This is a genomic window from Chitinophaga niastensis (assembly GCF_003014755.1).
GTDB classification, from domain to species: Bacteria; Bacteroidota; Bacteroidia; order Chitinophagales; family Chitinophagaceae; genus Chitinophaga; species Chitinophaga niastensis.
Genome location: NZ_PYAW01000008.1, coordinates 160,711 through 184,141, shown reverse-complemented (window position 1 = coordinate 184,141; position 23,431 = coordinate 160,711). Strand labels below are relative to the sequence as shown.

Here is a 23,431-nt window from a genome sequence, read left to right as displayed (position 1 = left end):
TGTTATGTAATACTACCAAGACAAGCGACAATGGCTTCTATCACCCGTTTAGTTTCATCGGGGTCACGCACCTTTATACATTCCACACCTGCTTCTTTTGCCGGGTAATCATTGCCGCCGGGGAAGATAGCATCACCTATAAATATCATTTCGGGGATGGTAATGGATAATATATCTCTCAGCTTTCTGATGCCGTAAGCCTTGTCTATGCCAGGTTTGGTGATATCAACAGAAGTGGTGCCGCCTAAACTGATAGAAAACTCCGGAATAAGTTTTTCCAGCAAAGTTTTCATTTGTTGTCTTTTCGCAAAGTCAGGGTCCCATTTTTTCTTTTCTTCCAAAGGAGCCTCCTGGCCCAATGCTGAAAAGGTAATCTGGCTGCCACGGTCTTCTATAGGCTCCCCCCATAACTGTGGCGCTTTGTAGCCCAATGTGTCTACTACGCTATTTAATGAGTCGATGATCTTTTTTTTCTCTTCGGCCGTAAAATCTTCTGCATAACGTTTGCTCCATCCTGATGTATATTCATAAAACTGAGTGCCACAGGTAGGCAAAATGGACAATCGTTGCAGCAAATCATTTACGGGCAGTTTGGCCAATACCTGTTTGTCGAATTGTGGCCACGCACCGCCGGAAATAATGGCTACGCGGGCTACCTGCAGCAAAGCAGAGAGCAGGGTCCCCATTTCATCATCGATAGAAGATTTGCTTTCAGCAAGGGTGCCATCCAGGTCAAAGACCACCAGTTTTTTCATATACAGGACTTGTTTTTTTCAGCAATGCCAATGCGCGTTCACAAATGTGATCTACCGTAAATCCAAATTCACGCAACATCACAGGACCTGGTGCAGAGGCGCCAAAACGATCTATGGATATTACTTCACCGCTATCACCTGTGTAACGATGCCACCCCTGCGATATCCCCGCTTCCACGGCTATTCTGGCAGGAACATTAGCAGGTATGATGTTATCACGGTATTCCGGGGTTTGTGCGTCAAATAGTTCCCAGCTGGGCATGGAAACAATCCGCACCGCTATGTTTTGTGCTTTTAATTTTTCCTGCGCAGCCACAATGAGGCTCACTTCTGAGCCGGTAGCTATGAGTATCAGTTCTGGATTCCCCTGTGGGGCATCTGCCAGGATATAGGCGCCAAAACGGAGATGATCTGCCGGAGCATATTGTTGCCGGTCAAGCGTAGGTACATTTTGCCGGGATAGCACCAGGGCTACCGGTTTCTTGGGTATTTCCACCGCCATATGCCAGGCTGCAATTGTTTCGTTGGCATCAGCAGGACGGATCATAATCAACTCCGGAATGGCCCGTAAAGCAGCCAGGTGTTCTACCGGCTGATGTGTGGGACCATCTTCTCCCATAGCAATACTATCGTGCGTAAAAACATAGATCACTTTAAGTTCCATTAATGCGGCCAATCGCATAGGAGGCCGCATATAATCAGAGAAGGTGAGGAATGTAGCGCAGAAAGGAATGAGGCCACCATGTGCAGCCAGTCCATTAGAAATGCTTCCCATGGCGTGTTCCCGTACGCCATACTGCACGTTACGACCCGCATAACTCCAGCCGCCGGTAGCGCTGCCCTGCATATCACCTATTGCCATGGCAGGGTTTTCAAAATTGCCGGCATCCTTCAGCTCTGTAAAAGTAGAAGGATTTAGGTCCGCGGAGCCACCAATAAAACCAGGTAGCAGCGGATAAAATGCCTGCATCACTTTTCCGGAAGCGGCCCTGGTAGCAATGCCCTTAACATCTGCCGGAAACGGTGCGATGTTTTTAGCCCAGTCAATTGGGATATGCCCGTGAATAAGCGCATCCAATTCCTGCGCCGATTCCTGGTATTTTTCCTTGTAGCTAATAAATTGCGCTTCCCATGCTGCTGATAATTTGCTCCCAACGTTAACGGCTGTACGAAAATGAGTTTGGGCTGCTTCAGGTACCAGGAACGAAGGCTCCACAGGCCAGCCCAGGTGCTGTTTGGTCAGCTTTACTTCGTCTTCACCCAGTGGGGAGCCATGTGCAGCACAGGTATCCTGTTTGTTAGGAGAACCATATCCTATATGTGTACGTATAAGAATGATAGAGGGACGTTCTGTGTCGGCTTGTGCTGCACGAATAGCGCTATCAATAGCTCCCAGGTCATTGCCGTCTGCTACAATCTGTGTGTGCCAGCCATAGGAACGAAACCGCTCTTCATGATTTTCTGTAAAAGTTACGGGCGTAGCAGATGCCAGTGTGATGCGGTTATCATCATACAAATAAATCAGTTTACCCAGCTTCAGGTGACCCGCCAGGGAAGCCGCTTCGGCAGCAACGCCTTCCATCAGATCGCCATCACTTACCAATGCATAGGTGTAATGATCAATGATGGTTGATCCGGGTTTGTTGTACTGTGCTGCCAGATAGGCTTCTGCCATGGCTATGCCAACGCCGTTGGCAAAACCTTGTCCAAGAGGACCGGTAGTCACTTCTACACCCGGAACGAGTCCGCGTTCAGGATGACCAGGGGTGATGCTGCCCCATTGCCGAAACAGTTTGATTTGTTCCATCGGGATATCGTAACCGGTAAGATGCAGTAAGCTATACAGCAGCATCGAACCATGGCCGGCAGATAATATGAACCGGTCGCGGTTAAACCAATGAGGATCAGATGGATTATGTTTTAGGAATCTTGTCCAGAGCACATAAGCCATGGGAGCAGCGCCCAATGGCAATCCGGGATGCCCGCTATCGGCCTTTTGCACTGCATCCACAGAGAGAAACCGCATTGTATTAATACATAATTGATCCAGTTCAGCTGTAGTAGTTGGTGTACTCATGGCATGTTTTGTTTTTTATTTCAACGTATACATTGCTAAACAAACATCATGCTCATAAGGTTGGCCTAATATTTTTTAAATGAGCAAGCGTTATTCAAACAATGTTAATTCATCGCGCGTAAGCGCATGAAAAAGATTTTGTAACTGATGTACATGTGCTATTGGGCGCCCGTAAGGCACCAGCCCGGTGGGAGCATCCGTCATTGGCTGGAATACATCGTTTTCATATTTGATATGCACACTGTTGAGCCGGTTGTATTTTAAGGAATGCACATTTACGTCTTCTCCATGCTCCTTATCTCCCTTAATAAATCCAAATTTTGCCAGCAGGTAAAGATCCAATACTACCGGATTAGCCTTCTCACAGGAGATCTTACTAAGCGGCAGCCCCGAGTTATAAATAAACCCTTGCAGAATTCCTTCCACCAGAAAGGCTGTTTCTTCCATATTATAATCGAAGTAAGCAACATAGTTGCCTACCCGGATATCTGATTCCTGTATCATGAAAAAGTATGCTTAATAAAAGAGGAACAACAGCAATGTTACCAATGCCGGTAATGCCTGTACGAAAAAGATTTTCTTATCGGCTGTCAATGCGCCATATATCCCGGCTATCACTACACAACTCAGGAAGAAAATAGCTACACGCATGGCCCATAACGGATCCGCGATAAAGAATGTCCAGCATAAGCCGGCCGCCAGAAAGCCATTGTACAAGCCCTGGTTAGCAGCTAATGCTTTGGTAGGAGGGAATAATTCTTTAGGGAGAGATTTAAATACTTTAGGTCCTCTGCTGGTCCAGGCAAACATCTCGAACCATAGTATGTAAAGATGTTCCAGCATGACCACCCCAATGAGTATTTTAATGAGTGTTAACATAAACAGGTTGTTAAATGGTTCATAATAAATATACTTAAATTATCTTTTCTATGAGCCAGGCCAATACAAAAGCGATTACGGTACCTACTGCATAACATACACAATCACTCCACAGGAAGCCATGCCCCAATATAATACCGGCAGGTGTATTACGGAACTTCACCGCCCATTCGGCCTGATATAGCTGCTGCACTTCAATAGCAAAACAAACAATGTAATTGATCAATGCAATTTTCCATAAAGGCTTAACAGGATAGAGGAATCGTATACCCCAAAAGATGCAGGTGGCAGATAATACATCACCACCATATACCCGGATGATTTCTGGAAAATATTGTGGGGTCCACCTGGTAGCTAGTCCCAGCGGAACATTCAATACGATCAGCAGGCAATAGATCCAGCGTCTTTGTGTTTTCATAGATGAAAATGGACAAATATAAGAAAGATAGTTTTATCTTCTTTTCCAAAGGAAATCCGCTATGCAAAGCATATAATGAGTTGCATAGCGATATTAAGCATATTACTGCCCGGATGTTGTAGAGAGCGTTGAAGGAGCTGGAAAGGCATGAATTGATGGAGCGTATTGCCGGTCCGGAAAACGCATAGCCAGCTGCTTACCAGGTAACCGCTTATGGGCATAGCCTGGAGTCATTGCTGCTGGCACTGAAACTTTGGGGGGATGGGCATCGACGGGATTAATCGGCAAAGCTAAAATAACCCGGGCTATGCCGGGTTATTCATGACTATCATTTTCGTTGTTTACTTTCTTTTTGCCGCGATTGGTGCCGCCTTTACGGCCAATAGTAGCCATGTGTTCACGATTCTTGCTCACTGCTTCGCCACCTTTTTTACCTGCTGCACGTGCTTCTTCTGATGTAAATTTATGTGCAACACCTTGCTGATGGGCAGCTTTACCTCCTTCTCTGGAAATGGCACGTTGCTGTTCAGGGTCCATAGAAGCAAATCCACGTTTGCTATGCCTGGCCTTATCTACCGAACTTTTGTCGTGCATAGGAGCAGTTGAAGCAGCTTGTTGATATCTGATGTCTTCCATAATCCTGAATTTTAATAGTGATAGTTGTTGAACATTTACCCTAACGGCGAACAAGATGCATGCCACCGCTTTATTTGTCGGGTGGCGGCCCATATTGGGAATCGATGTAGCAAATGAATGGGGCAATACATTCCACAATCCATAGAATTTTTAACACACTTCCCCGGTTGACTCCACATATTCCCGTCAGGTACCGGGAGAATATGGCTGGCTTATATTTTGTGCCCTAATCCGTGTTATTTCTTTTTTTAACCCATCTAAATTTTTTGTCATGGCAAAGTACTCAAAACTAGCCCAGAAAAAGGTAGAAAGAAGTATGCATGAAATGCATGAGGGGAAACTAAAAAGTGGCAATAGCAATAAAAAAGTAACTAATCCCAAACAAGCTATCGCAATAGGCTTATCTGAAGCAAGAGAAGAGGGGGCCAAAGTTCCCCGTAAGGCCACCCCGATGAAAGCGGCTGCTAAGAAAAAAGTTATTAAAAAAACAGTAAAAAAAGCTACCATAAAAAAAGCAGCACCAAAGAAAAAAGTTACTGCAAAGAAAGCACCGGCTAAAGCAATGGCCAGGTAAAATAGTATGATTTTATCCTTCCATTATATACAAAAAAGGCCGGTAATTGTACAGCGCCGGCCTTTTTAAATGGCATATCACTTGCGGCATTTAAAGTATGGAAAAGCACAGTGTCACTGTGATGATAAAGGGCAAACCTTACGGATTGATCATTACGATCAACAATATAGCGTTGGAAACAGTGTACGAAGTGATCCCGGATGTAAGTGAATATTTACTGGAGGATTACGAACCCCATACAGATAGATTCACTGCCGATCATAAAGATACGCTGGAAGGCAGCATACGTACAGTAGAAACAGAGCAGATAGCCCGCATTATCTGGCTGGAGATCCTTGATAAAATGAAATGATCTCTCACTTATCCTTTTACACCACAGATGTTGGAAGAGCGCCTGCGAAAGGCTGTAGACTCCTATGCACACAGCTTTACACCCGAAAGTTTTTAAACCGCCATCTCTTCTGCTACCATCATGGCTACAAATTCATCTATCTGCTCCTTACTAACGTTAGGCATGCAAATGATATGCGACCAGCCGCTTTCTGAAGCCAGCTGCCACTTCCGGCGGATGCTCCCTGCAGGATCAGGAAACACCACCGTTATGGAGTTGGGGTTACGCCAGGCGGGTATACCGTTTTCATTTAAACGTGCTACCGCGTAGGCGGCTATGGATAAACTATGCCTGGCCCTTTCTTTTAATCCTGCAAGCCCCAGGCTTTTAAGTGCGTACCATAAAAACAACGGACTATGGCCGTTTCTTGAACCGGTAATAGTAGTATCCATACTACCGATATAGGCAACGGATCTGGCGATCCTGTCGCGGTTGGATTTTTTTGCCACTACCACACCACAGGGGATAGGGGAGCCAATAAATTTATGCCCGCTGATGGCAATGCTATCTGCACCATCGGCAAAATCAAATGCTGGTCTGGGGTCTAAAAATGCGCTGTAACTGCCGGACAGTGCACCATCTGCATGAATGTAGTGATGCCGGATCGCGAGGTCTTTCAGGATGCCTTTAATGCGGCCTACATCGTCCCTGGCTTCGGTCATGGTTGTGCCGATATTGGCCAGCATGATGGCCGGGAGGTGCCGGTTCATCCGCATGGTATCTGCCAGGTCTTCATAATCAATTTCACCATTGGGCAATGTGCGGATGATGATGCCTGGCATATTCAGCAGGTGCAGGTTTTTCTGTACACTGTAATGCGTAGCTTCAGAATAATACACCATTCCTTTGGGATATAGCTCCCGCGCGAGGTACAGCCCATATAAATTACCTTCCGAGCCACCGTTGGTGACGTATCCCCACCAGTCATCTGCCGGTGCGCGAAATAGTCTGGCAAAAAATTCCACTACAAATTTTTCCATCTCCCTGGAACCAACGGTATAGGTAGATGATACAAACGGATCGCCGAGGTTATTGAGTGGATACTGCAGGAAGGGTAGCAGTGGTGAATAATCAAAATCTTTAGATACAGGATATCCCAGGAAATCTTTCGTGCAGGTTTGTACCTGTGTCAACAGGTCATTCAGCTGCGTTGCATCAGCGGCAGGTAACCGGTACTCTTTCATAATCGTATATTACAGGTGTATAATGCTGCGAAGCTATGTATTAGCCATTATTTAAAACTACTGTGAGGGTTGATTCAGAAAATATATACTACTTTTATTAAAAAGATAGATAAATCAGACTATTATCATCTGCCAAAAATATCTTTTTCAGATAAAACTAGCTGTGATGGATACACTGGATAAAACAGACCGTAAGATTTTGCAGGTATTGCAGGGCAACGCAAGACTCAACACCAAAGAAATAGCGCATCGTATAGGGTTGTCGGTTACTCCTACCTACGAGCGACTGAAGAAAATTGAGAAGAGCGGCATCATCAAAAACTATGTAACATTACTGCATGGTGAAAAGGTAGGCAAAACCCTGGTAGCCTTTTGTAATGTGTCGCTGCAGCTGCATTCACAGCCACTGATCAAAAAATTTGAGTCAGCTATGGCTAAGATGGAAGAAGTAATGGAATGTTATCACGTGGCAGGCACTTATGATTATCTGTTGAAAGTAGTGGTAGATGATATGCGCAGCTATCAGCATTTTTTAACGAATAAACTGGCGGCTATTGAAAATATAGCGCAGGTGCACAGCTCTTTTGTAATGACGGAAATCAAGCACACAACAGCATTCGGATTGTTGTAATTATCTTCTTAACACACTTACACCACTCACCGGATGGTCCTGTACTACCACCGTATAGCCGCGTGCGGTAGTATCATGTTCTTCCGCTAATGGCAATGTGAAATAGAAGCTGCTCCCATTGTCCGGCTTACTGAGGAACCAGATGCGGCCATGATTACGTTCTACGAAGTCTTTAGAGAGATGTAAACCTAACCCGCAGCCTTTTTCGTTTTGAGTGCCTGTAGTAGAATAGTAGATATTGGAGAATATGCGATGTTGATTTTCCGGTGGAATGCCTTTCCCGTTGTCCCGCACAGTAATTTCCGCCTGGTCTTTTTCCTGGCGTGCCGTAATTACTACCTCACCGCCGGCAGGCGTAAATTTGATAGCATTGTTGATCAGATTCCGCAGTACCAGCCTGATCATATCCGGATCTGCATACACCATAATAGTGTTATTCAGTTCGTGGATCAGGTTCACTTCCTTTTGACGGGCGAGGGTTTGCAATAATTCAAATTCCTGGTTCAACAGCTGGGTTACGTCAAAATCATCTGCTTTCACACCAATGCCTTTCATCTGGTTGCTGGCCCATTGCAGCATATTGTCCATCATATAGGCGGTGTTTTTCACATCTCTCCACAACTCATCTGTATACAGGCGAAACTGCTGGGCATCAATTTTTTCATCTTTTAACAAAAAAAGTAATCCTTCCAGAATGGCCAGGGGAGAGCGAAGATCGTGAGAGATCACGGAAAATATTTTATCCTTCACCTGGTTCAGATTTTCTAAAGTACTATTCTGTTCCAGGATAATCCGGTTTTGCAGGGATACTTCCCGGTTCTTGTTATTGAGTTCCAGGTAGAGTTCCTGCTGCCGCTTGTATAAACGATAAACCATTACGGTAATGAGCAGCAAAGCCAGGAACAGTGCAGCGGCAGACAGTACCAGCACCCGCTGTTGCTGAATGGTGGCCAGGTGCATCTGTTGCTCTTTTTTTAATAACACGTTTTCCCGTTGCTTCTTTTCCGACTCATATTGTTCCTGCGACCGCGATATTTGTTTGCTTTTTTCTACATTGAAATAATCAATGTTGCGTTCACTGAATTCTTTATAATTAGTGAGTGCAGCGGCATAGTCTTTCCTTGCAGAGTCCAGCTCATAGCGGATCTTGTAATAGATCATTTCATTCTTCACATTGCCCAGCTTACTATTGATATCTCTTGCTGCGGCTAAATTTCTCTCTGCATTTTTCATATCACCCAGCATTGTTTGCACTTCCGCCAGGTTCAGACTGGCTTTAGTTAACCCTGGTAAATTATCAGCAGCTTTATAGTAGGCGGCTGATAACTGGTGATAGCGCAGGGCTACATCATACCGATGCTGTAGCATGGCAATGATGCCCATGTTTTCATAAGTATAGGCAAGGCCGCGTTGATCATTGAGTTCCAGTTTTATTTTCTCCGCTTTTTCGAGGAAGTACATGGCGGAATCGTGCATCTGCAGAGAAATATAGGCCGATCCGATATTGTTCAGGGTTTTTCCTATTTCAGGTTTTTCATTCAGCTGCTGCTTAATACGGAGTGATTTTTTCAGGTATACCAGTGCATCGCGGGGACTGTTCTGCTCCGTGAAAATATTCCCTACATCATTATTCAACACCCCCCGCATGGGCAAATCTCCCAGCGATTCTGCCAGTTTCAGGGCAGTCAGGGTGAGTTGCATTTGTTGATCCAGGTGACCTTTGGTATTTTCTACCAGTGCGAGGTTGCGGGTAGCCCATACGATTCCTTTTTTATAATGGAGGCTGTCACTCAGCTGTAAGGCCTCTTTTCCATATGTTTCTGCAATGGAGGCATCTTTGGTAAAATAGATTCTGGCAATCTGATTCAGCAGGTTCACTCTCACGGTATCTTTTCCTGGATGTGCTTTCAGGGAGGCCTGTAAGCTATCCGTAGCAGGTTGCTGTGCTACAACTGCAGGTGATAGCAGAAGTACACATAGGGGAATAAAAACGCATTTAGTCAAAGGACTGGCCGGCAGCATAGTGTATAAAGTTGGCTGTGACGTCAGTGGAGCGATTCGGGGGCGGTCCACTTAAAATATAGGTTAAAATTAAAGATAATGCACCACGATTCAAAGGATGTTGCAATAAAATGTGTAGTTCAGCGTGTGATTTTTGTGTTATACTCCCCATAATTCAAATACCGTTGTATCTTTCGGCAAATTTTTAATTCGTATGACCGTCAAAAGAAACGCTGCGCTGGGCTTTATTTTCGTAACCCTGCTGATAGACGTGATAGGCTTCGGGATTATTATTCCCGTAATGCCTAAACTTATCGAGCAGTTAACCGGCGAAGGACTGAGTGGCGCCTCACAATATGCAGGCTGGCTCACCTTTGCTTATGCTATCACCCAATTTATTTTATCACCGGTAGTGGGCGCGCTGAGCGACCGTTATGGCAGGAGGCCGGTGTTACTATGTTCCCTCATGGGTTTTTGCCTGGATTATATTTTCCTCGCTTTTGCCCCCACTATCCAGTTATTATTTGTAGGAAGAATTATAGCTGGTATAACAGGTGCCAGCATGAGTACTGCTACCGCTTATATTGCAGATATCAGTACACCGGAGAAACGTTCACAGAATTTTGGTATGATCGGCGTCGCCTTTGGCCTGGGCTTTATTATTGGCCCGGGGTTAGGTGCATTATTCAGTCATTGGGGACCGCGCGTACCATTTATGGCCGCTGCAGTACTGAGCTTTCTCAACTTTCTCTATGGCTTTTTCGTACTGCCGGAATCGTTACTGCCTGAAAACCGCCGTGCTTTTGAATGGAAAAGAGCCAACGCGATAGGATCACTCAAAAACCTGAGACGTTATCCGGTAATAGCAGGACTGATTATTTCCTTAGTGCTGGTATACATTGCAGGATATGCTGTACAATCCACCTGGAACTTTTACACGATGGAAAAATTTCACTGGACAGAGAGTTGGGTAGGTTATTCCCTGATGTTTGTAGGTGTGATGGTGGCATTGGTACAGGGCGGATTAATCCGTATCATCATTCCGAAAATAGGTCAGAAGAAGTCTGTTATAATTGGATTGATCCTCTACACCATTGGCTACATCCTGTTTGCCTTTGCTACACAAGGCTGGATGATGTTTGCTTTCCTGGTACCTTATTGCCTGGGTGGTATTTGCGGTCCGGCTTTACAAGGTATTATGAGCAGCCAGGTGCCAGCCAATGAACAGGGAGAATTGCAGGGCGCATTAACAAGTTTAATGAGCGTTACAATGGTAATAGGCCCGCTTTTCATGACCAATATGTTTACCTGGTTTACCAGAACAGGCACACCGGTATATTTTCCCGGCGCACCTTTTATTGCAGGGGGCTTTCTGTTAGTAACAGGTACCGTATTGGCCGCCATTTCATTATCCGGATTTAGGTTTGCCCGTGCAAACAGATAAAATAATAAGCTAATGAAACCTATCATCACAATTGAATATTGTCCAAAGTGCGGCTGGCTGCTGCGGGCAGCCTATATGGCGCAGGAACTGCTGACTACTTTTACAGATGATCTGGGCGGAGTTACATTACGTCCCAGTGAAACTGGCGGAACTTATATAATCTATCTCAATGAAGAAAAAATATTTGACCGTAAAGAAGCCGGGCATTTTCCGGAGATAAAATTTCTCAAACAATTGGTACGGGATCATGTGAACCCGGAGAAAAGCCTTGGGCACTCGGATAATTCTGAACAATGATTTTTGTGATTAGTATGATTATCCTGATGAGCGAAGATTAGATTATCTGAACCAGGATTTTTAGGATTGAATGGATTACCCTGATGGGTGTTATGTTGTTTTATACCGAAGATATCCGCGAAAAACTTCTCTTCGATCTTCAGCACCCATCAGGGTAATCCATTCAATCCTAAAAATCCTGGTTCAGATAATCTAATCTTCGCTCATCAGGATAATCATACTAATCACAAAAATCATTGTTCAGAATTTCCTCTTACATTTGCACCCTATGTGTAAGATCCTCCATATCACGGCTTTATTGATTTTATTGGCGATAGGTGCAAAGGCCCAACAGGACAGCGCTTTAAAGATTGCTACCCCACAGGATAGCATACACGATAGTTTATCATTGCGCAGACGCAGCTTTTTTCCTTTGCCTGTATTGGGCTATTCACAGGAAAAAGGTCTGGAGATAGGCGCGGCTATGTTATATTCTTTTTATACAGATAACAAGCACCCTAATCTGGCTACACGTAATTCTACCCTCAATCTGATTCCTGCTGTTACCACAGAAAAACAGTTTAAAATAGACCTGAAAGCAAATATCTGGACCAGTGGCAACACCTGGCATTTCAAAGGAAACCTGCGTTATCAGAATTACCCGCTTTACTTTTTTGGTATCGGTGATACTACACATTATGATACCCGGTCGCTGGTGAGTAATATCCGTTATAAAGTACAGCTGGAAGGGGAGAAACGCATTACGGGTCATTTCTATGCAGGTGCTTCTGTTTTATATCAGCATGATACTTACAGCAGCAGCGATAATAAAGGAATTTATAATACCATGCCACTGGTAGATAAGGATGGTGGTTATGTTACTTTTCTTGGTCTCACTGGTATCTTTGATAACCGTGATAATGAAAATTATACGCGTCATGGTTGGTGGCTGAAACTCAATGCTGCTTACGCTCCATCATTCCTCAGCAAACAGCCACTCTTTAAGGTGGAAGCGCAGGGTACACACTTTATTGCTTTCTCGCGCAAAAGCACATTGGGCTTTAACGGCATCTTTAATAGTTTACAGGGAAATGCATTACCATTTTATCTACTGCCTGAAATGGGTAATGATAATATTATGCGTGGATACTATACCGGCAGATACCGTAATCAGAATTACCTGGCAGGACAGGCGGAATATCGTTATTTGGTAGATCCTAAAATGCATATTCACATCTGGTTTGTAGATGTGAAACCTAAATTTGCGCTGGCAGCCTTTGCCGGCAGTGGTACTGTATTTGCCAATCATGATTTCCGTTTTTCGGGATTTAAGCCGAGCTGTGGTGCCGGCATCCGGTATTTCTATGATGAAAACGCAAAACTTACTATTCGTATAGACTATGCCGTAGGAGAGAAGCGTACCGGGGAGTCCAGGCAAAAAGGATTATACCTTTCATTGGCAGAAGCGTTTTAGTTTACCGGTTTGGTGTTTGTTATGTGATAACAATTTGTTAACTTTCTGTAGATTGTTTATAACTCACCAAAACCATTGCATATGAAAAGACCTCTCCTGCTTTTTGCAGTCTTGTTTGGATTGACTGTTACAGGAATCGCTCAGGACAAATCCGGTTCTGCTGCACATTCAAGATTTTATCTCAAAGTTACCGGTGGATATTTTTTTAGTGTATCACCCGGGCAATTCCCTAATGTTGGCCCATATCCGCCGGAGGATTTACACAAAGAATTTAATCCTACGCACGCTAACCCGTTTGATACGCTGAGCCGTAAAGTACTCACCGGTTCTTATGGCCAGGGTGTGAGAGGTGGTTTAACAGTTGGTTACGACATCAACAAGTATATGTCTGTAGAAGGAACGTTTAATTACTTCCATAGTCAGAAAAACCTGATGACAAACCAACTCACTACCCTTGTGGGTTCCGGTAAAGAACTTGGACATGTGGAATCACATGGTTACGTAAACGCAATTGATTTTGCTCCCAGCGTGGTGATCAGTCCCGGTATGGAAAAAGTAAATCCATATGTTCGTTTTGGTGTGGTAGTACCGTTATGGGGCCGTCTGTATATTGAAACAGAGGCCAGTCAGTTATCACAACCTACTGTGTTAGTACCTCCCGGTTCTATGATACATACAGTCATCAGCCGTAAAGAGGAAATCAAACCTAATATTACTGTCGGTTTCGAGGGAGCACTGGGTGTTTCATTTAAAGTAGCTTCCCGTTTCGATGTATTTGTAGAAGCTGAATACAGGAACGTACCGGTGAAGAGCAAAGAGAAAGAAGTTACCAGATATAATGAAACTAATACACTCGTTAATGGTAGTACTGGCGCCACTATCCAGGTATTATCTACCCGCTCGGTAGATCAGCTTAGTGTGGCTGAAAAGAAAACAGTTTATGTAACTACACTGGATCAAAATTCCAATACACCCATTAATCAGCAGGGAACGAAAACATTTTATAAAGACGATACCAAACCTTCCAACGATCTTAAGTCATACATTAATATTGGTGGGCTGGGAGTGAACGCAGGGTTGAAGTTTAGACTGTGATTGTCTGAACCAGGATTAGGTTGATTATACTGATTACCCTGATTTTATTTTTTGATTTAGAAAGATTTTAGAAAGATTTTAGGAAGATTTTAAAAAGATTTGCGAAGATCTAAGCAGATATATTCGCTTTAATTTTCGCTAATCTTTTTAAATCACAAAAAAATAAAATCAGGGTAATCAGTATAATCAGCCTAATCCTGGTTCAGACAAAATCCGCTAAAATCTCCACTAATCAGGATAATCCATTCAATCCGTTAAATCCTGGTCCATTTTACTACTTTTGTCCCTCATCGATTATTTTATGCAAAAGCAAGTGCCTGATATTTCGCGGGAAGATTTTAACTGGTTGACATTGACCTATGGAAAGGATAGTGGCTATTCGTACATAGACACTAAAGAAAGTGTGGTACATGAAGTATTCATAGATAAAGTGCTTATCAGCACAGCCTTCCTTAATTACGCTTCTTACGAGCTTTCGTTTAACGCACTGGGATTGCATATCAAAAAACACCGCCTCGATAATTACAAACTGCAAGACAAAGCCAAACTGATCAGCGATGAGATGGATGAGGAAGATGAAGAAGAACTGATGTTGCGCTGGACTACCATGATGCAGGAATTGAAGATGCTGGAAAAATTACAGGGTTTATCCAATGCACGGGATCCGTTGGTACAGCTATACCTGGATATTTTTAATGAAGATACTGCAGAAGAGCAGATCAGCCGGCTACCTGAAATTGTATCTCCGAATGTGATGACGATCTGGGAGGAATTGCATCAGGCATTAGAAAACACCGGCAATGTAGTTGAATTTGAATGGCAGGAGTTTTCCTCCATTGGCATTACTGAATTGAATCAATTAACACCATTGCAGTCGGCAGGTATCACGCTGACGGCGCCTACACCAGCGGCATATGAAGAGATGGTGGCAGCAGATGATTTTGCAAAAGCAATGCTCGACTTCGTAAATGATCAACTGGATGCGCACGAACTGAAAATAGTGGCCATTGGCCCGGCACTGGATGAATATCAGGCCTTTACCTGTTTGTCTATGCAGGATTTCAGACTGGCCAACGCATTACTGAAATTAGAAGAACTATGCCTGGTTTGTTTCTTTTAACATATTAAAATTTGGTTAAAATAGGCTTAAGGATTACCCTAAACCAGCCGGTATTCAATACCTTAGTGCATCCGTAATTTTATACCAGATGAAATTATTCAGGCAATTATTTTTTGTATTGATCGCTGCTTTTATCCTGCCACAGCTGCAGGGTGGGAGTGTGCTCTTACAAAAAAGTGTTGCCGGAAACACCATTCACGCTGCTAATACCGGCATATCTGCGCTGAAAGCACCGAACCTCAGGACTACTGTCACAATATTCAAACGGCGACCTGTTGGTTTAAATGATGGCCACGAAAAAGTCAGTCCTGTTTTTCTGGCAGTAGTAACAGCACGTTATATTTATGTAGATAAGGTTCTTGCCGGTTATCATTATAACCCTTACCTCAGCGTTCCCATTCCGCTGAGAAGCTGGAGAGGCCCACCCACCGCCTGATCTCCCGTTTTTTAATTTCTTTTAATTTCATTTTTTTTGGCGATTTATGAACTTACATATTTCCGCGAAGAAGACGTGTGGGCTATTGCTATGCTTATTACCCATCACAACTTTATTCGCACAATCTGCAGCGGATAGTTTTACACTGCACCAGGCTATAGCGCTTTCGTTGTCGCATTATCCGGCTATCAAGGCTAAACAGGCCCAGGTAAAAGCCGGACAGGCCAACGTTACAGATGTAAAGCATAACTGGTACCCGGCCATAAAACTGCATGAGCAAATAGATGCAGGTACTGATAACAGTATCTACGGCTCGTATTTTACCATGGGCATGATCCCGTCCACCTCCGGTGGGATCCGAAACGAAAATAATAATGCACTGATGAGCGGCAATATAGCGATGGCCAATATGCAGTGGGAAATTTACAACTTCGGTGCTTATGGCAGTGAACAAAAAGAGGCTAAGCAGGCACTCAGAGTGCAGCAAACCGATTTAGATAATACGGCCAATCAACTAACGGTAACGGTTATACAAAATTACCTCGAACTGCTACGGCTGCAGGCACTCAGAAAAATTCAGGCAGATAATATACAACGGAATGCGGAAGTACTGCGGGCAGTAACTGCCATTGTATTGCACGGATTGAAACCGGGTGTAGACAGTGCTGTGGCTGCGGCCGAACTATCAAAAGCACGTCTCAATTATCTGGATGTAAAAAATCAATACAACCAGGTACGTATTCAACTGTCCACTTTTACGGGGCTTGACACGGCTCTGGTACTACCGGATACTACCAATAATGCACATTTGCTGACGCTGCTAACAAAAGAAGAACCAGCCATTAATGGATCACATCCTATGCTGGAGTATTACAATTCCATTTACCTGCAGCAACGGGCAGCGGAACAGGTGATCCGTAAGGCACACCTGCCCAAAGTAAGCCTGATGGCTGCCGGATGGATGCGTGGTTCCAGCGGGTCTTTTAATGATATGTATGATAAAAATCTGTGGAGTGGTATGGGGTATAGCCGCTATAATTATTTACTGGGAATGGGTATCACTTATAATCTCACTGATTTAAAACGCACCCATGAAAAACTGGCTGTACAACGATATAAATCTGAGGTAGCGGAGCAACAGCTGGAAACTACCCGCACTAATCTTTCGGGTCTGCTACAACAGGCGCAGGCGGATATACTAACGTCAAAGGATAAACTAAAAGAACTGCCTTTGCAACTGGCAGCCGCACAAGCTGCAGCTAAACAAAAGATGGCATTATACAAGGCCGGGCTCACCAATATTATTGACGTGACCAACGCGCTTTTTGTATTGAACAGGGCGGAAACGGACCTGGTGCAAACCCGCGATGCAGCCTGGAAAGCTTTGTTCCGGGCTGCTTACGCCGGCAACAGTTTATCACAATTATTACCTGACCTGAATTAAACGGTACCATTATGTCATTTGTTTCATCGGCACTGAAAAAGCCCATTGCTGTGGTGGTAATCACCGGTGGCTTGCTGCTGTTTTCTGTGTTGTCCATCTTCAATATACCCATCGATATTTTCCCGAAACTCAATCTGCCTACTATCTACGTGATAGAGCCATACGGGGGAATGTCGCCGCAACAGATGGAAGGTTTTTTTGCCACCCGATTGCAGGATCAGTTCCTGTATGTCAATGGTGTGAAAAATATTACGACTAAAAACATACAGGGGTTAACGTTATTAAAGCTCACCTTTTATGAAAGTACAGATATGGCGGAAGCCTCTGCACAGGTGGCTTTGCAGGTGAACCGTGCGATGAAATTTTTTCCTCCGGGTGCTTTGCCACCGCAGGTATTGCGCTTTGATGCGTCTTCGCTGCCGGTAGGAGAGCTGGTTTTCAGTAGCCCCAAGAAAACACTCAAGGAAATATACGACCTCGCTGCTACCCGTATCCGGCCAATGTTTGCGGCGGTACCTGGTTTGTCTGCCCCGCCGCCTTTTGGGGCCAACTCCCGTTCTGTGCTGGTGAATGTTGATCCGCAGAAACTACGCAGTTTTAATCTCTCTGCAGATGAAGTGGTGGAAGCTATCGCTAAAAACAATGTGATGACGCCTTCAGGCAATATCCGCATTAATAATACCATGTACGTGACCACGCTCAACTCCCTGGAAAAACAGGTGGCTGATTTTGGTGATATTCCCATTGTTACCAATGGCAACTCCACGGTATTCATCCGGGATGTAGCCAGGGTAGCGGATGGCGCAGATGTAACTGTGGATTACGCATTAGTCAACGGAAAGCGCTCTGTATATATTCCTATTGTAAAAACAGCAGATGCATCTACCTGGGATGTGGTGACGGCACTGAAAGCTAAAATCCCGGAAATGCAAAGCCTGCTGCCGGATGATGTGAAAGTTTCCTACGAGTTTGATCAATCCGTATTTGTTATCAATGCCGTAAAAAGTTTGATTACAGAAGGCGCACTGGGCGCACTCCTTACAGGTTTGATGGTGTTGCTGTTCCTGCGCGACCTGCGTAGTTGCCTCGTGGTAGTAGTTACTATACCGATAGCCATATTGTGCGCTGTAATGGGATTAAAGCTGGCAGGGCAAACCATTAATATCATGACGTTGAGTGGTCTGGCACTGGCTATCGGTATTTTGGTGGATCAGGCTACGGTGACGATAGAAAATATTCACCAGCACCTGGAAATGGGCAAGTCCAAGCGACAAGCCATCTTTGATGCGTGTGAAGAAATTTCGTTTCCGTTACTACTGATCTTACTCTGTATCCTGGCGGTGTTTGCGCCATCTTTTATTATGACAGGTGTACCACGCGCAATGTTTCTGCCTTTATCGCTGTCCATCGGTTTCGCGATGATTGCTTCGTTTTTTGCGGCGCAAACCCTGGTGCCTGTTATCTCTAATTGGTGGCTGAAAGCAGACAGGTATCAGTATCATCATGGTACACCCCATGCGCACGCAGGACTGGCACTGGATACTGCAGAAGTGAATGAGATCAATGTGCATCTTAGCAATGAGCAAAAACATCCGGAAAAGAATGACGGTTTTGAAAGATTTAAATTACGTTTTATGCAGGTGCTCGAAAAGGGCATGAACAAATCGCGTATAATCGTTACCGTATATATTATAGGTTCCTTGCTACTCGCGGGAGGTTGTTATTGGTGGATAGGGAAAGATCTGATGCCACACGTAAATGCGGGTCAGTTTCAGTTGCGTTTACGTGAGCCGGACGGCACCCGCCTGGAACGTACCGAGGCCAAACTACACGAGGTGCTGGCTATAGTAGATAGCACTGTAAACGGCCATGTGGCCATCAGCTCTGCTTATGTGGGTTTAATTCCCAGTAGTTATGGTACGAGCAACCTGTATATTTTCAACAGTGGCACACATGAAGCAGTGCTGCAGGTGAACCTCGAAGAAAATTACAAGGTGAATATAGAATCGCTGAAAGATAAGCTCAGGGCAAATATTGCGGCCAAAATACCTGAAATGCGTCTCTCTTTTGAACCTATTGATCTGACGGAAAAAATTATGAGTCAAGGTGCCGCTACGCCTATCGAAGTGCGGGTGGCCGGAAAAGATATGCAACAGATCTCCGGTTATGCACAGCAGTTGGTGGATCATTTCAAAAAAATATCTTTCCTGCGTGACGTGCAAATAGCCCAGCCGCTTCACTTTCCGGTAATCAGTATTCATATCGATCGGTTTAAGCTGGCACAAATGGGATTGAATATTTACCAGGTAGCCCGCTCTGTGACAGCGTCTACCTCTTCCAGTCGTTTTACAGAAAAGAACCAGTGGCTCGATGAAAAAGTTGCCTACACTTACCAGGTGCAGGTTCAAGTACCTGAATACAACATGACAGCTGTGAATGATCTGAAGGAAATTCCATTGGTGCCTGGTCAGGCAAGGCCTGTGCTGGCTGATGTAGCAACTTTTACTACCAGCGAAATGCCGGGGGAATTTGACCGTGCCGGCCCTCGTAGGTTCGTTACCGTTAGTGCCAATATTTCTGGTATAGATCTGGGTGCGGCTACCGCTGCGGTGCAACAGGCGATTAAAGATATGGGCACACCACCTAAAGGGTTGATTACTGAGCTGAAAGGCGCGTCCAGCTTGCTGGTAGAAACATTAGGGAGTTTGCAGAACGGCCTGATAATAGCGGTGGTAGTGATCTTTTTATTACTGGCGGCCAACTACCAGTCGTTCAAATTATCATTAGTGGTACTCACTACCATACCTGCGGTAATTGCGGGCTCGCTGATAGCCTTACTACTTACAGGCGCAACGCTGAATCTGCAGTCGTATATGGGCATGATCATGTCCACCGGTGTATCAGTAGCCAATGCCATCCTTATTGTTACCAATGCGGAAAAGTTGCGGCTGGAGTATAAAGATGCAGGTAAGGCAGCTATTGTGAGTGCTGGTGTGCGGTTACGTCCTATTCTGATGACCAGTTTGGCAATGGTGGCCGGTATGATCCCGATGGCCAGCGGTTTGGGCGAGGCAGGAGATCAGACGGCTCCGCTGGGTCGTGCGGTGATTGGCGGTTTGATTGCTTCTACTTTAGCCGCATTGTTGATCCTGCCGCAGGTATATGCATTGATGCAACGAAAGTCGGGCTATAATTCTCCTTCATTAATGCCATCGGAAAAAGAAGATTAAAAATAAACAAACCAGGGTAATCATCTTCATGAATCCCGGGTATGACAATTTCAGATCAATAAAAAAGTAATTATGAAAAATTATAAATATTATTTACCAATGTTCGCTGTTATGGTGGGGATGGCAGCCTGTAATTCAGCCGCAATGCCTGAAAAGAAAGTGGCTGATACAAATGGGCGGCAATACACTTTTGCGAAGGTAGTGCAACGGCCGTTAGCCGGAAGTATCCGCCTGCCGGGTGTTTTAGCGGCTTTTCAGAAGGTAAGTATTTACCCGCGTATCAATGGTTTTGTGAAAAGTATACTGGTGGATAGGGGAACCAAAGTAAAAAAAGGCCAGGTGTTGCTGGTGCTGGAAGCACCAGAGGTAGCGCAACAATATTATGCAGCACAGTCTAAGTATATTCAGGCAGCTGCTATGTTTGCTTCGAGCAAAGATAACTATGAGCGTACCTTGGCCACCAGTGAAACACCGGGTACCATTTCTGCGCACGACCTGGAGCTGTCCAAAGCGCGTATGCTGGCGGATAGTGCGTTGATGAACAGTGAGCAGGCCAACTTCAGGGCGCAGGAAGTAAACCGCAGTTATCTCACCGTTACAGCTCCTTTTGATGGTGTGATTACAGAGCGTAATATTCATCCGGGTGCGTTGGTAGGTCCCGATACCAAAGTGGATGATAAACCAATGTTGATGCTGGAGCAGGAAGATCAGTTGAGGTTGGTGCTGCAGATTCCTGAAATGTATAGTGCGCAGCTAATGAAGCAGTCTGTTGTCAACTTTGAGGTGAATGCCATACCTGGTCAGCAGTTTCAGGGGAATATTTCCCGGCAGGCGGGTACGCTCAACGAAAAATACCGTTCTGAAGCAGTGGAGATAGATGTACAAAATGCTGCTCATGTACTCAAATCCGGTATGTATACAGAAGTATCGCTGCCGCTAAATGGCTCTGCGCGGGCGCTGGTGGTGCCGTCTACCGCCATTGTCATGTCTACCGAGAAAAAGTATGTAATAGTGATAAAAGATCACCATACAAAGTGGATTGATATAGAAGAGGGTAATCATCATAATGATTCTACAGAGGTATTTGGCAGTCTGGAGGCTAATGATCAGGTAATTGCCAATGCTACTGATGAAATAAAGGAAGGGGCCAATATTCCCTGATAAATATCAGCCGTCCCGATGAATCGGGACGGCTTTTAGCTAACTGTTCCGTCTATATTGATTTCTTCTGTTCCTATTAAAAAAAGAGAACAAATAACATCCACCTAGTAATCAATAACGGATTTTACCTGTTGTTCAACTAAAAAATTTTTAAGAAGGCAATAGCATATGCTGACACGTTTCCGTGAATGGTATCTGACAGGACAAATTGACTTGGATTGATTTCAGGTTCTCTCGAAAATGTTATTCATAATGGTTATGGCCAGGTTGATGATGCTTTTCTCAGTTCATACTATCAGTGTTACAGTGCTGGTGGTTAATAATCTTCCACTTCAAAGTCTCTGGGTTAATAACACGAAACGATTTCAAATTGTTCTATAAAAGATAATTTAGAAATTGAATAATTCGCGAACACCGAGGGCCAGCATTTGTACACCGATAACAGCGAGGATAAGTCCCATCATTTTGGTAATTACCATCATTACGTTGGTGCCAATAACTTTTACAATGCGTTCACCAGCAATGAAAAGGAGATAGGTGATATAACAGATAATGGCATAAATAGCAATTACAATCATCAGGTGGGTAAGGTCTTTGGCGGCAGAATAGCTCATGGAGGTGGTAATAGTACCCGGACCGGCCAACAAGGGCATTGCCAGTGGGGTAATGGCTACACTAATACCCTGATCTGCTTTTACCGGCTGATCGCCTAGTTTGGCATTTTCCGTTTTACTCTCCTTGCCGCGCACCATTTCATATCCGATAACAAATACCAGGATACCACCTGTTACGCGTAAGGCGGCCAGCGTAATACCAAATACATGGAAGATGAGTTTGCCGGCCACACTGAATACAAGGATGATACAAAATGCAATCAATACTGATTTGGTGGCAATGTTTCGTTTTGCTTTTTTATCCATGTAGGAGGTGAGCTCCATAAATACAGGAATAGCAGAAATTGGATTTACAATCGCCAATAAACCCATGAATACAGTAGTAGCAAATGCAATGTAATTATCGAATAGTACCATCATAGCGGCAATATAGGAAATTTTATTAATTGAGAAATCATCACGCGCGCATACGTGGCAACTGCCAGTTATGACGCAGACTAACAAGTCTTATTACCACTATAACGGTAACGGCTATACCCTGTGCAATATCTCCATGAATACCTGTGTAGAAGCCTGTTACCAGGTATAGTATACCACCGGCAATAGAAGCCGCAGCATATACTTCACGGGTAAAAAGAATAGGTTGTTCACCGCAGATCACGTCGCGCAGCAATCCGCCAAAGGTGCCGGTAATTACACCTAATGCCACACATACGGGCATTGGCAGGCCTATTGCAATGCCTTTGTTGATACCGGTAATGGTAAACATACCGAGACCAATGGCATCAAAGGTGCTGAGCAAACGGGTTAGTTTTTTTACGTAGGAAAAGAATAGCGCAGCAATAATGGCCGCCACAATGATAGCCGTGTTGCTCAATTCATCTGTCATCCAGGCTACCGGTGTAGCCCCGATCAGCAGATCGCGCACAGTACCGCCACCGATGGCTGTAATAAAAGCCAGCGCCAGTAATCCTATTACATCGTATGATTTATTGATAGCGGCTGTTGCCCCGGAAACGGCAAAAGCGAATGTGCCAAGTAATTCTAATACCTGAATAAAGGTGAGATGCATTACCCTTGTCTTAATTTGTGGACTAAGATAAGGATACTTTAAATTACAGGATATGAAAATCTACTGATGGATCAATAATCGTAAGCGGATTCACCACGCAGGGTGCGTTCTATCTGGTTGCGCAGATCATTGCTGAATCCTTCTACTTCAATTTTAGGATGATGATCCAGGTAAATAAGAAAGCGGCCAGCTTCCTTGGTTACGAGGTCGTAAATATCTTCCAGTAATGCGCAAAGGAGCTTTTGGGTATTTTCCGCAATCTGCGCCAGTGAAGTGTCTTCAAACTGCAAATACTCGCGGTTCTTATAAGATAAGGTAATCTGTAACATAATCTATGGTTTTCCTACAGGATAGTTTTTAAAAAGGGCTGGTAGTCTCTAGCTAACCAGCTGGTTTTCATTATTTAAATGTTAATTCTGACATAAAAATAGAAAAAAAGAAATAGATTTTTTCCAACTAAAGTGGGATTTTATCCACAATCTCTAAAAAAGATAAAAAAGATTTTATCTTCCGGAGTTA

The 23,431-nt window shown here is 44.3% G+C and carries 23 protein-coding genes; 12 read left to right on the top strand and 11 right to left on the bottom strand.

The genetic code is table 11. The annotated features are described in order from the left end of the window. Positions 1-2: 2 nt before the first annotated feature. From CLV51_RS26250 to CLV51_RS26225, 6 genes are all read right to left on the bottom strand, one after another. Positions 3-755, bottom strand: a complete 753-nt coding sequence (locus CLV51_RS26250; RefSeq protein ID WP_106531084.1) for an HAD-IIB family hydrolase — start codon at positions 753-755, stop codon at positions 3-5. Further along, a complete protein-coding gene (gene tkt / locus CLV51_RS26245; RefSeq protein ID WP_106531083.1) occupies positions 733-2,832 on the bottom strand; it encodes a transketolase in 2,100 nt (699 codons plus the stop codon). The genes CLV51_RS26250 and tkt overlap by 23 nt, the downstream gene beginning before the upstream one ends. A 90-nt stretch (positions 2,833-2,922) precedes the next feature. Then, complete coding sequence (locus tag CLV51_RS26240) at positions 2,923-3,336, bottom strand: hypothetical protein (protein ID WP_106531082.1); 414 nt, start codon at positions 3,334-3,336, stop codon at positions 2,923-2,925. 12 nt (positions 3,337-3,348) lie between these two features. After that, on the bottom strand, positions 3,349-3,711 hold the full coding sequence (locus tag CLV51_RS26235) for a DUF1304 domain-containing protein (RefSeq protein ID WP_106531081.1): 363 nt from the start codon (positions 3,709-3,711) through the stop codon (positions 3,349-3,351). A gap of 34 nt (positions 3,712-3,745) precedes the next feature. After that, positions 3,746-4,129, bottom strand: coding sequence for a ribosomal maturation YjgA family protein (locus tag CLV51_RS26230; RefSeq protein WP_106531080.1), 384 nt, complete (start codon positions 4,127-4,129; stop codon positions 3,746-3,748). Between the two features lie 315 nt (positions 4,130-4,444). After that, a complete protein-coding gene (locus tag CLV51_RS26225; protein WP_211302128.1) occupies positions 4,445-4,765 on the bottom strand; it encodes a KGG domain-containing protein in 321 nt (106 codons plus the stop codon). A 271-nt stretch (positions 4,766-5,036) separates the two neighbouring features. On the opposite strand from CLV51_RS26225, the gene CLV51_RS26220 reads away from it, so the two are divergent. Together CLV51_RS26220 and CLV51_RS26215 are read left to right on the top strand one after the other, a co-directional pair. Then, the gene (locus CLV51_RS26220; protein ID WP_106531079.1) at positions 5,037-5,339 is read left to right on the top strand and encodes a DUF6496 domain-containing protein; all 303 of its coding nucleotides are present in this window, start codon (positions 5,037-5,039) and stop codon (positions 5,337-5,339) included. 97 nt (positions 5,340-5,436) lie between these two features. Further along, positions 5,437-5,691, top strand: a complete 255-nt coding sequence (locus tag CLV51_RS26215; RefSeq protein ID WP_106531078.1) for a hypothetical protein — start codon at positions 5,437-5,439, stop codon at positions 5,689-5,691. Between the two features lie 92 nt (positions 5,692-5,783). On the opposite strand, the gene CLV51_RS26210 is transcribed toward CLV51_RS26215, so the two are convergent. Continuing rightward, on the bottom strand, positions 5,784-6,914 hold the full coding sequence (locus CLV51_RS26210) for a histidine decarboxylase (protein ID WP_106531077.1): 1,131 nt from the start codon (positions 6,912-6,914) through the stop codon (positions 5,784-5,786). 166 nt (positions 6,915-7,080) lie between these two features. On the opposite strand from CLV51_RS26210, the gene CLV51_RS26205 reads away from it, so the two are divergent. Continuing rightward, positions 7,081-7,545: an Lrp/AsnC family transcriptional regulator gene (locus CLV51_RS26205; protein ID WP_106531076.1), complete on the top strand. Its 465-nt coding sequence runs from the start codon at positions 7,081-7,083 to the stop codon at positions 7,543-7,545. On the opposite strand, the gene CLV51_RS26200 is transcribed toward CLV51_RS26205, so the two are convergent. Continuing rightward, the gene (locus CLV51_RS26200; protein WP_146151387.1) at positions 7,546-9,618 is read right to left on the bottom strand and encodes an ATP-binding protein; all 2,073 of its coding nucleotides are present in this window, start codon (positions 9,616-9,618) and stop codon (positions 7,546-7,548) included. A 142-nt stretch (positions 9,619-9,760) separates the two neighbouring features. Here CLV51_RS26200 and CLV51_RS26195 point away from each other — a divergent pair, with 142 nt between their 5' ends. The 9 genes from CLV51_RS26195 (at position 9,761) to CLV51_RS26155 (ending at position 21,226) form a co-directional block, all read left to right on the top strand. Then, positions 9,761-10,990, top strand: coding sequence for a TCR/Tet family MFS transporter (locus CLV51_RS26195; protein ID WP_106531074.1), 1,230 nt, complete (start codon positions 9,761-9,763; stop codon positions 10,988-10,990). A 12-nt stretch (positions 10,991-11,002) separates the two neighbouring features. Next, a complete protein-coding gene (locus tag CLV51_RS26190) occupies positions 11,003-11,287 on the top strand; it encodes an Rdx family protein (RefSeq protein WP_106531073.1) in 285 nt (94 codons plus the stop codon). 268 nt (positions 11,288-11,555) lie between these two features. After that, a complete protein-coding gene (locus tag CLV51_RS26185) occupies positions 11,556-12,740 on the top strand; it encodes a BamA/TamA family outer membrane protein (RefSeq protein ID WP_106531072.1) in 1,185 nt (394 codons plus the stop codon). 81 nt (positions 12,741-12,821) lie between these two features. Continuing rightward, positions 12,822-13,835 (top strand): outer membrane beta-barrel protein, encoded by a 1,014-nt coding sequence (locus CLV51_RS26180; protein WP_106531071.1) that lies wholly within the window; start codon positions 12,822-12,824, stop codon positions 13,833-13,835. A 301-nt stretch (positions 13,836-14,136) separates the two neighbouring features. Next, on the top strand, positions 14,137-14,955 hold the full coding sequence (locus CLV51_RS26175; protein ID WP_146151386.1) for a DUF6630 family protein: 819 nt from the start codon (positions 14,137-14,139) through the stop codon (positions 14,953-14,955). Positions 14,956-15,043: 88 nt separating this feature from the next. Continuing rightward, positions 15,044-15,391 (top strand): hypothetical protein, encoded by a 348-nt coding sequence (locus CLV51_RS26170; RefSeq protein WP_106531069.1) that lies wholly within the window; start codon positions 15,044-15,046, stop codon positions 15,389-15,391. Positions 15,392-15,437: 46 nt separating this feature from the next. Further along, on the top strand, positions 15,438-16,835 hold the full coding sequence (locus CLV51_RS26165) for a TolC family protein (protein WP_106531068.1): 1,398 nt from the start codon (positions 15,438-15,440) through the stop codon (positions 16,833-16,835). An 11-nt stretch (positions 16,836-16,846) separates the two neighbouring features. Beyond that, positions 16,847-20,065, top strand: coding sequence for an efflux RND transporter permease subunit (locus CLV51_RS26160; RefSeq protein ID WP_106531067.1), 3,219 nt, complete (start codon positions 16,847-16,849; stop codon positions 20,063-20,065). Positions 20,066-20,137: 72 nt separating this feature from the next. Further along, positions 20,138-21,226 carry an efflux RND transporter periplasmic adaptor subunit gene (locus tag CLV51_RS26155; protein ID WP_106531066.1) on the top strand — a complete coding sequence of 363 codons (1,089 nt, stop codon included), beginning with the start codon at positions 20,138-20,140 and terminating at the stop codon, positions 21,224-21,226. Between the two features lie 389 nt (positions 21,227-21,615). Here CLV51_RS26155 and CLV51_RS26150 read toward each other — a convergent pair whose 3' ends face one another. From CLV51_RS26150 to CLV51_RS26140, 3 genes are all read right to left on the bottom strand, one after another. Next, positions 21,616-22,260, bottom strand: a complete 645-nt coding sequence (locus tag CLV51_RS26150) for a MarC family protein (RefSeq protein ID WP_211302127.1) — start codon at positions 22,258-22,260, stop codon at positions 21,616-21,618. A gap of 37 nt (positions 22,261-22,297) precedes the next feature. Further along, positions 22,298-22,912, bottom strand: coding sequence for a trimeric intracellular cation channel family protein (locus CLV51_RS26145; protein WP_106531065.1), 615 nt, complete (start codon positions 22,910-22,912; stop codon positions 22,298-22,300). A 71-nt stretch (positions 22,913-22,983) separates the two neighbouring features. Next, positions 22,984-23,241, bottom strand: a complete 258-nt coding sequence (locus CLV51_RS26140) for a hypothetical protein (RefSeq protein ID WP_106531064.1) — start codon at positions 23,239-23,241, stop codon at positions 22,984-22,986. Positions 23,242-23,431: the final 190 nt, after the last annotated feature.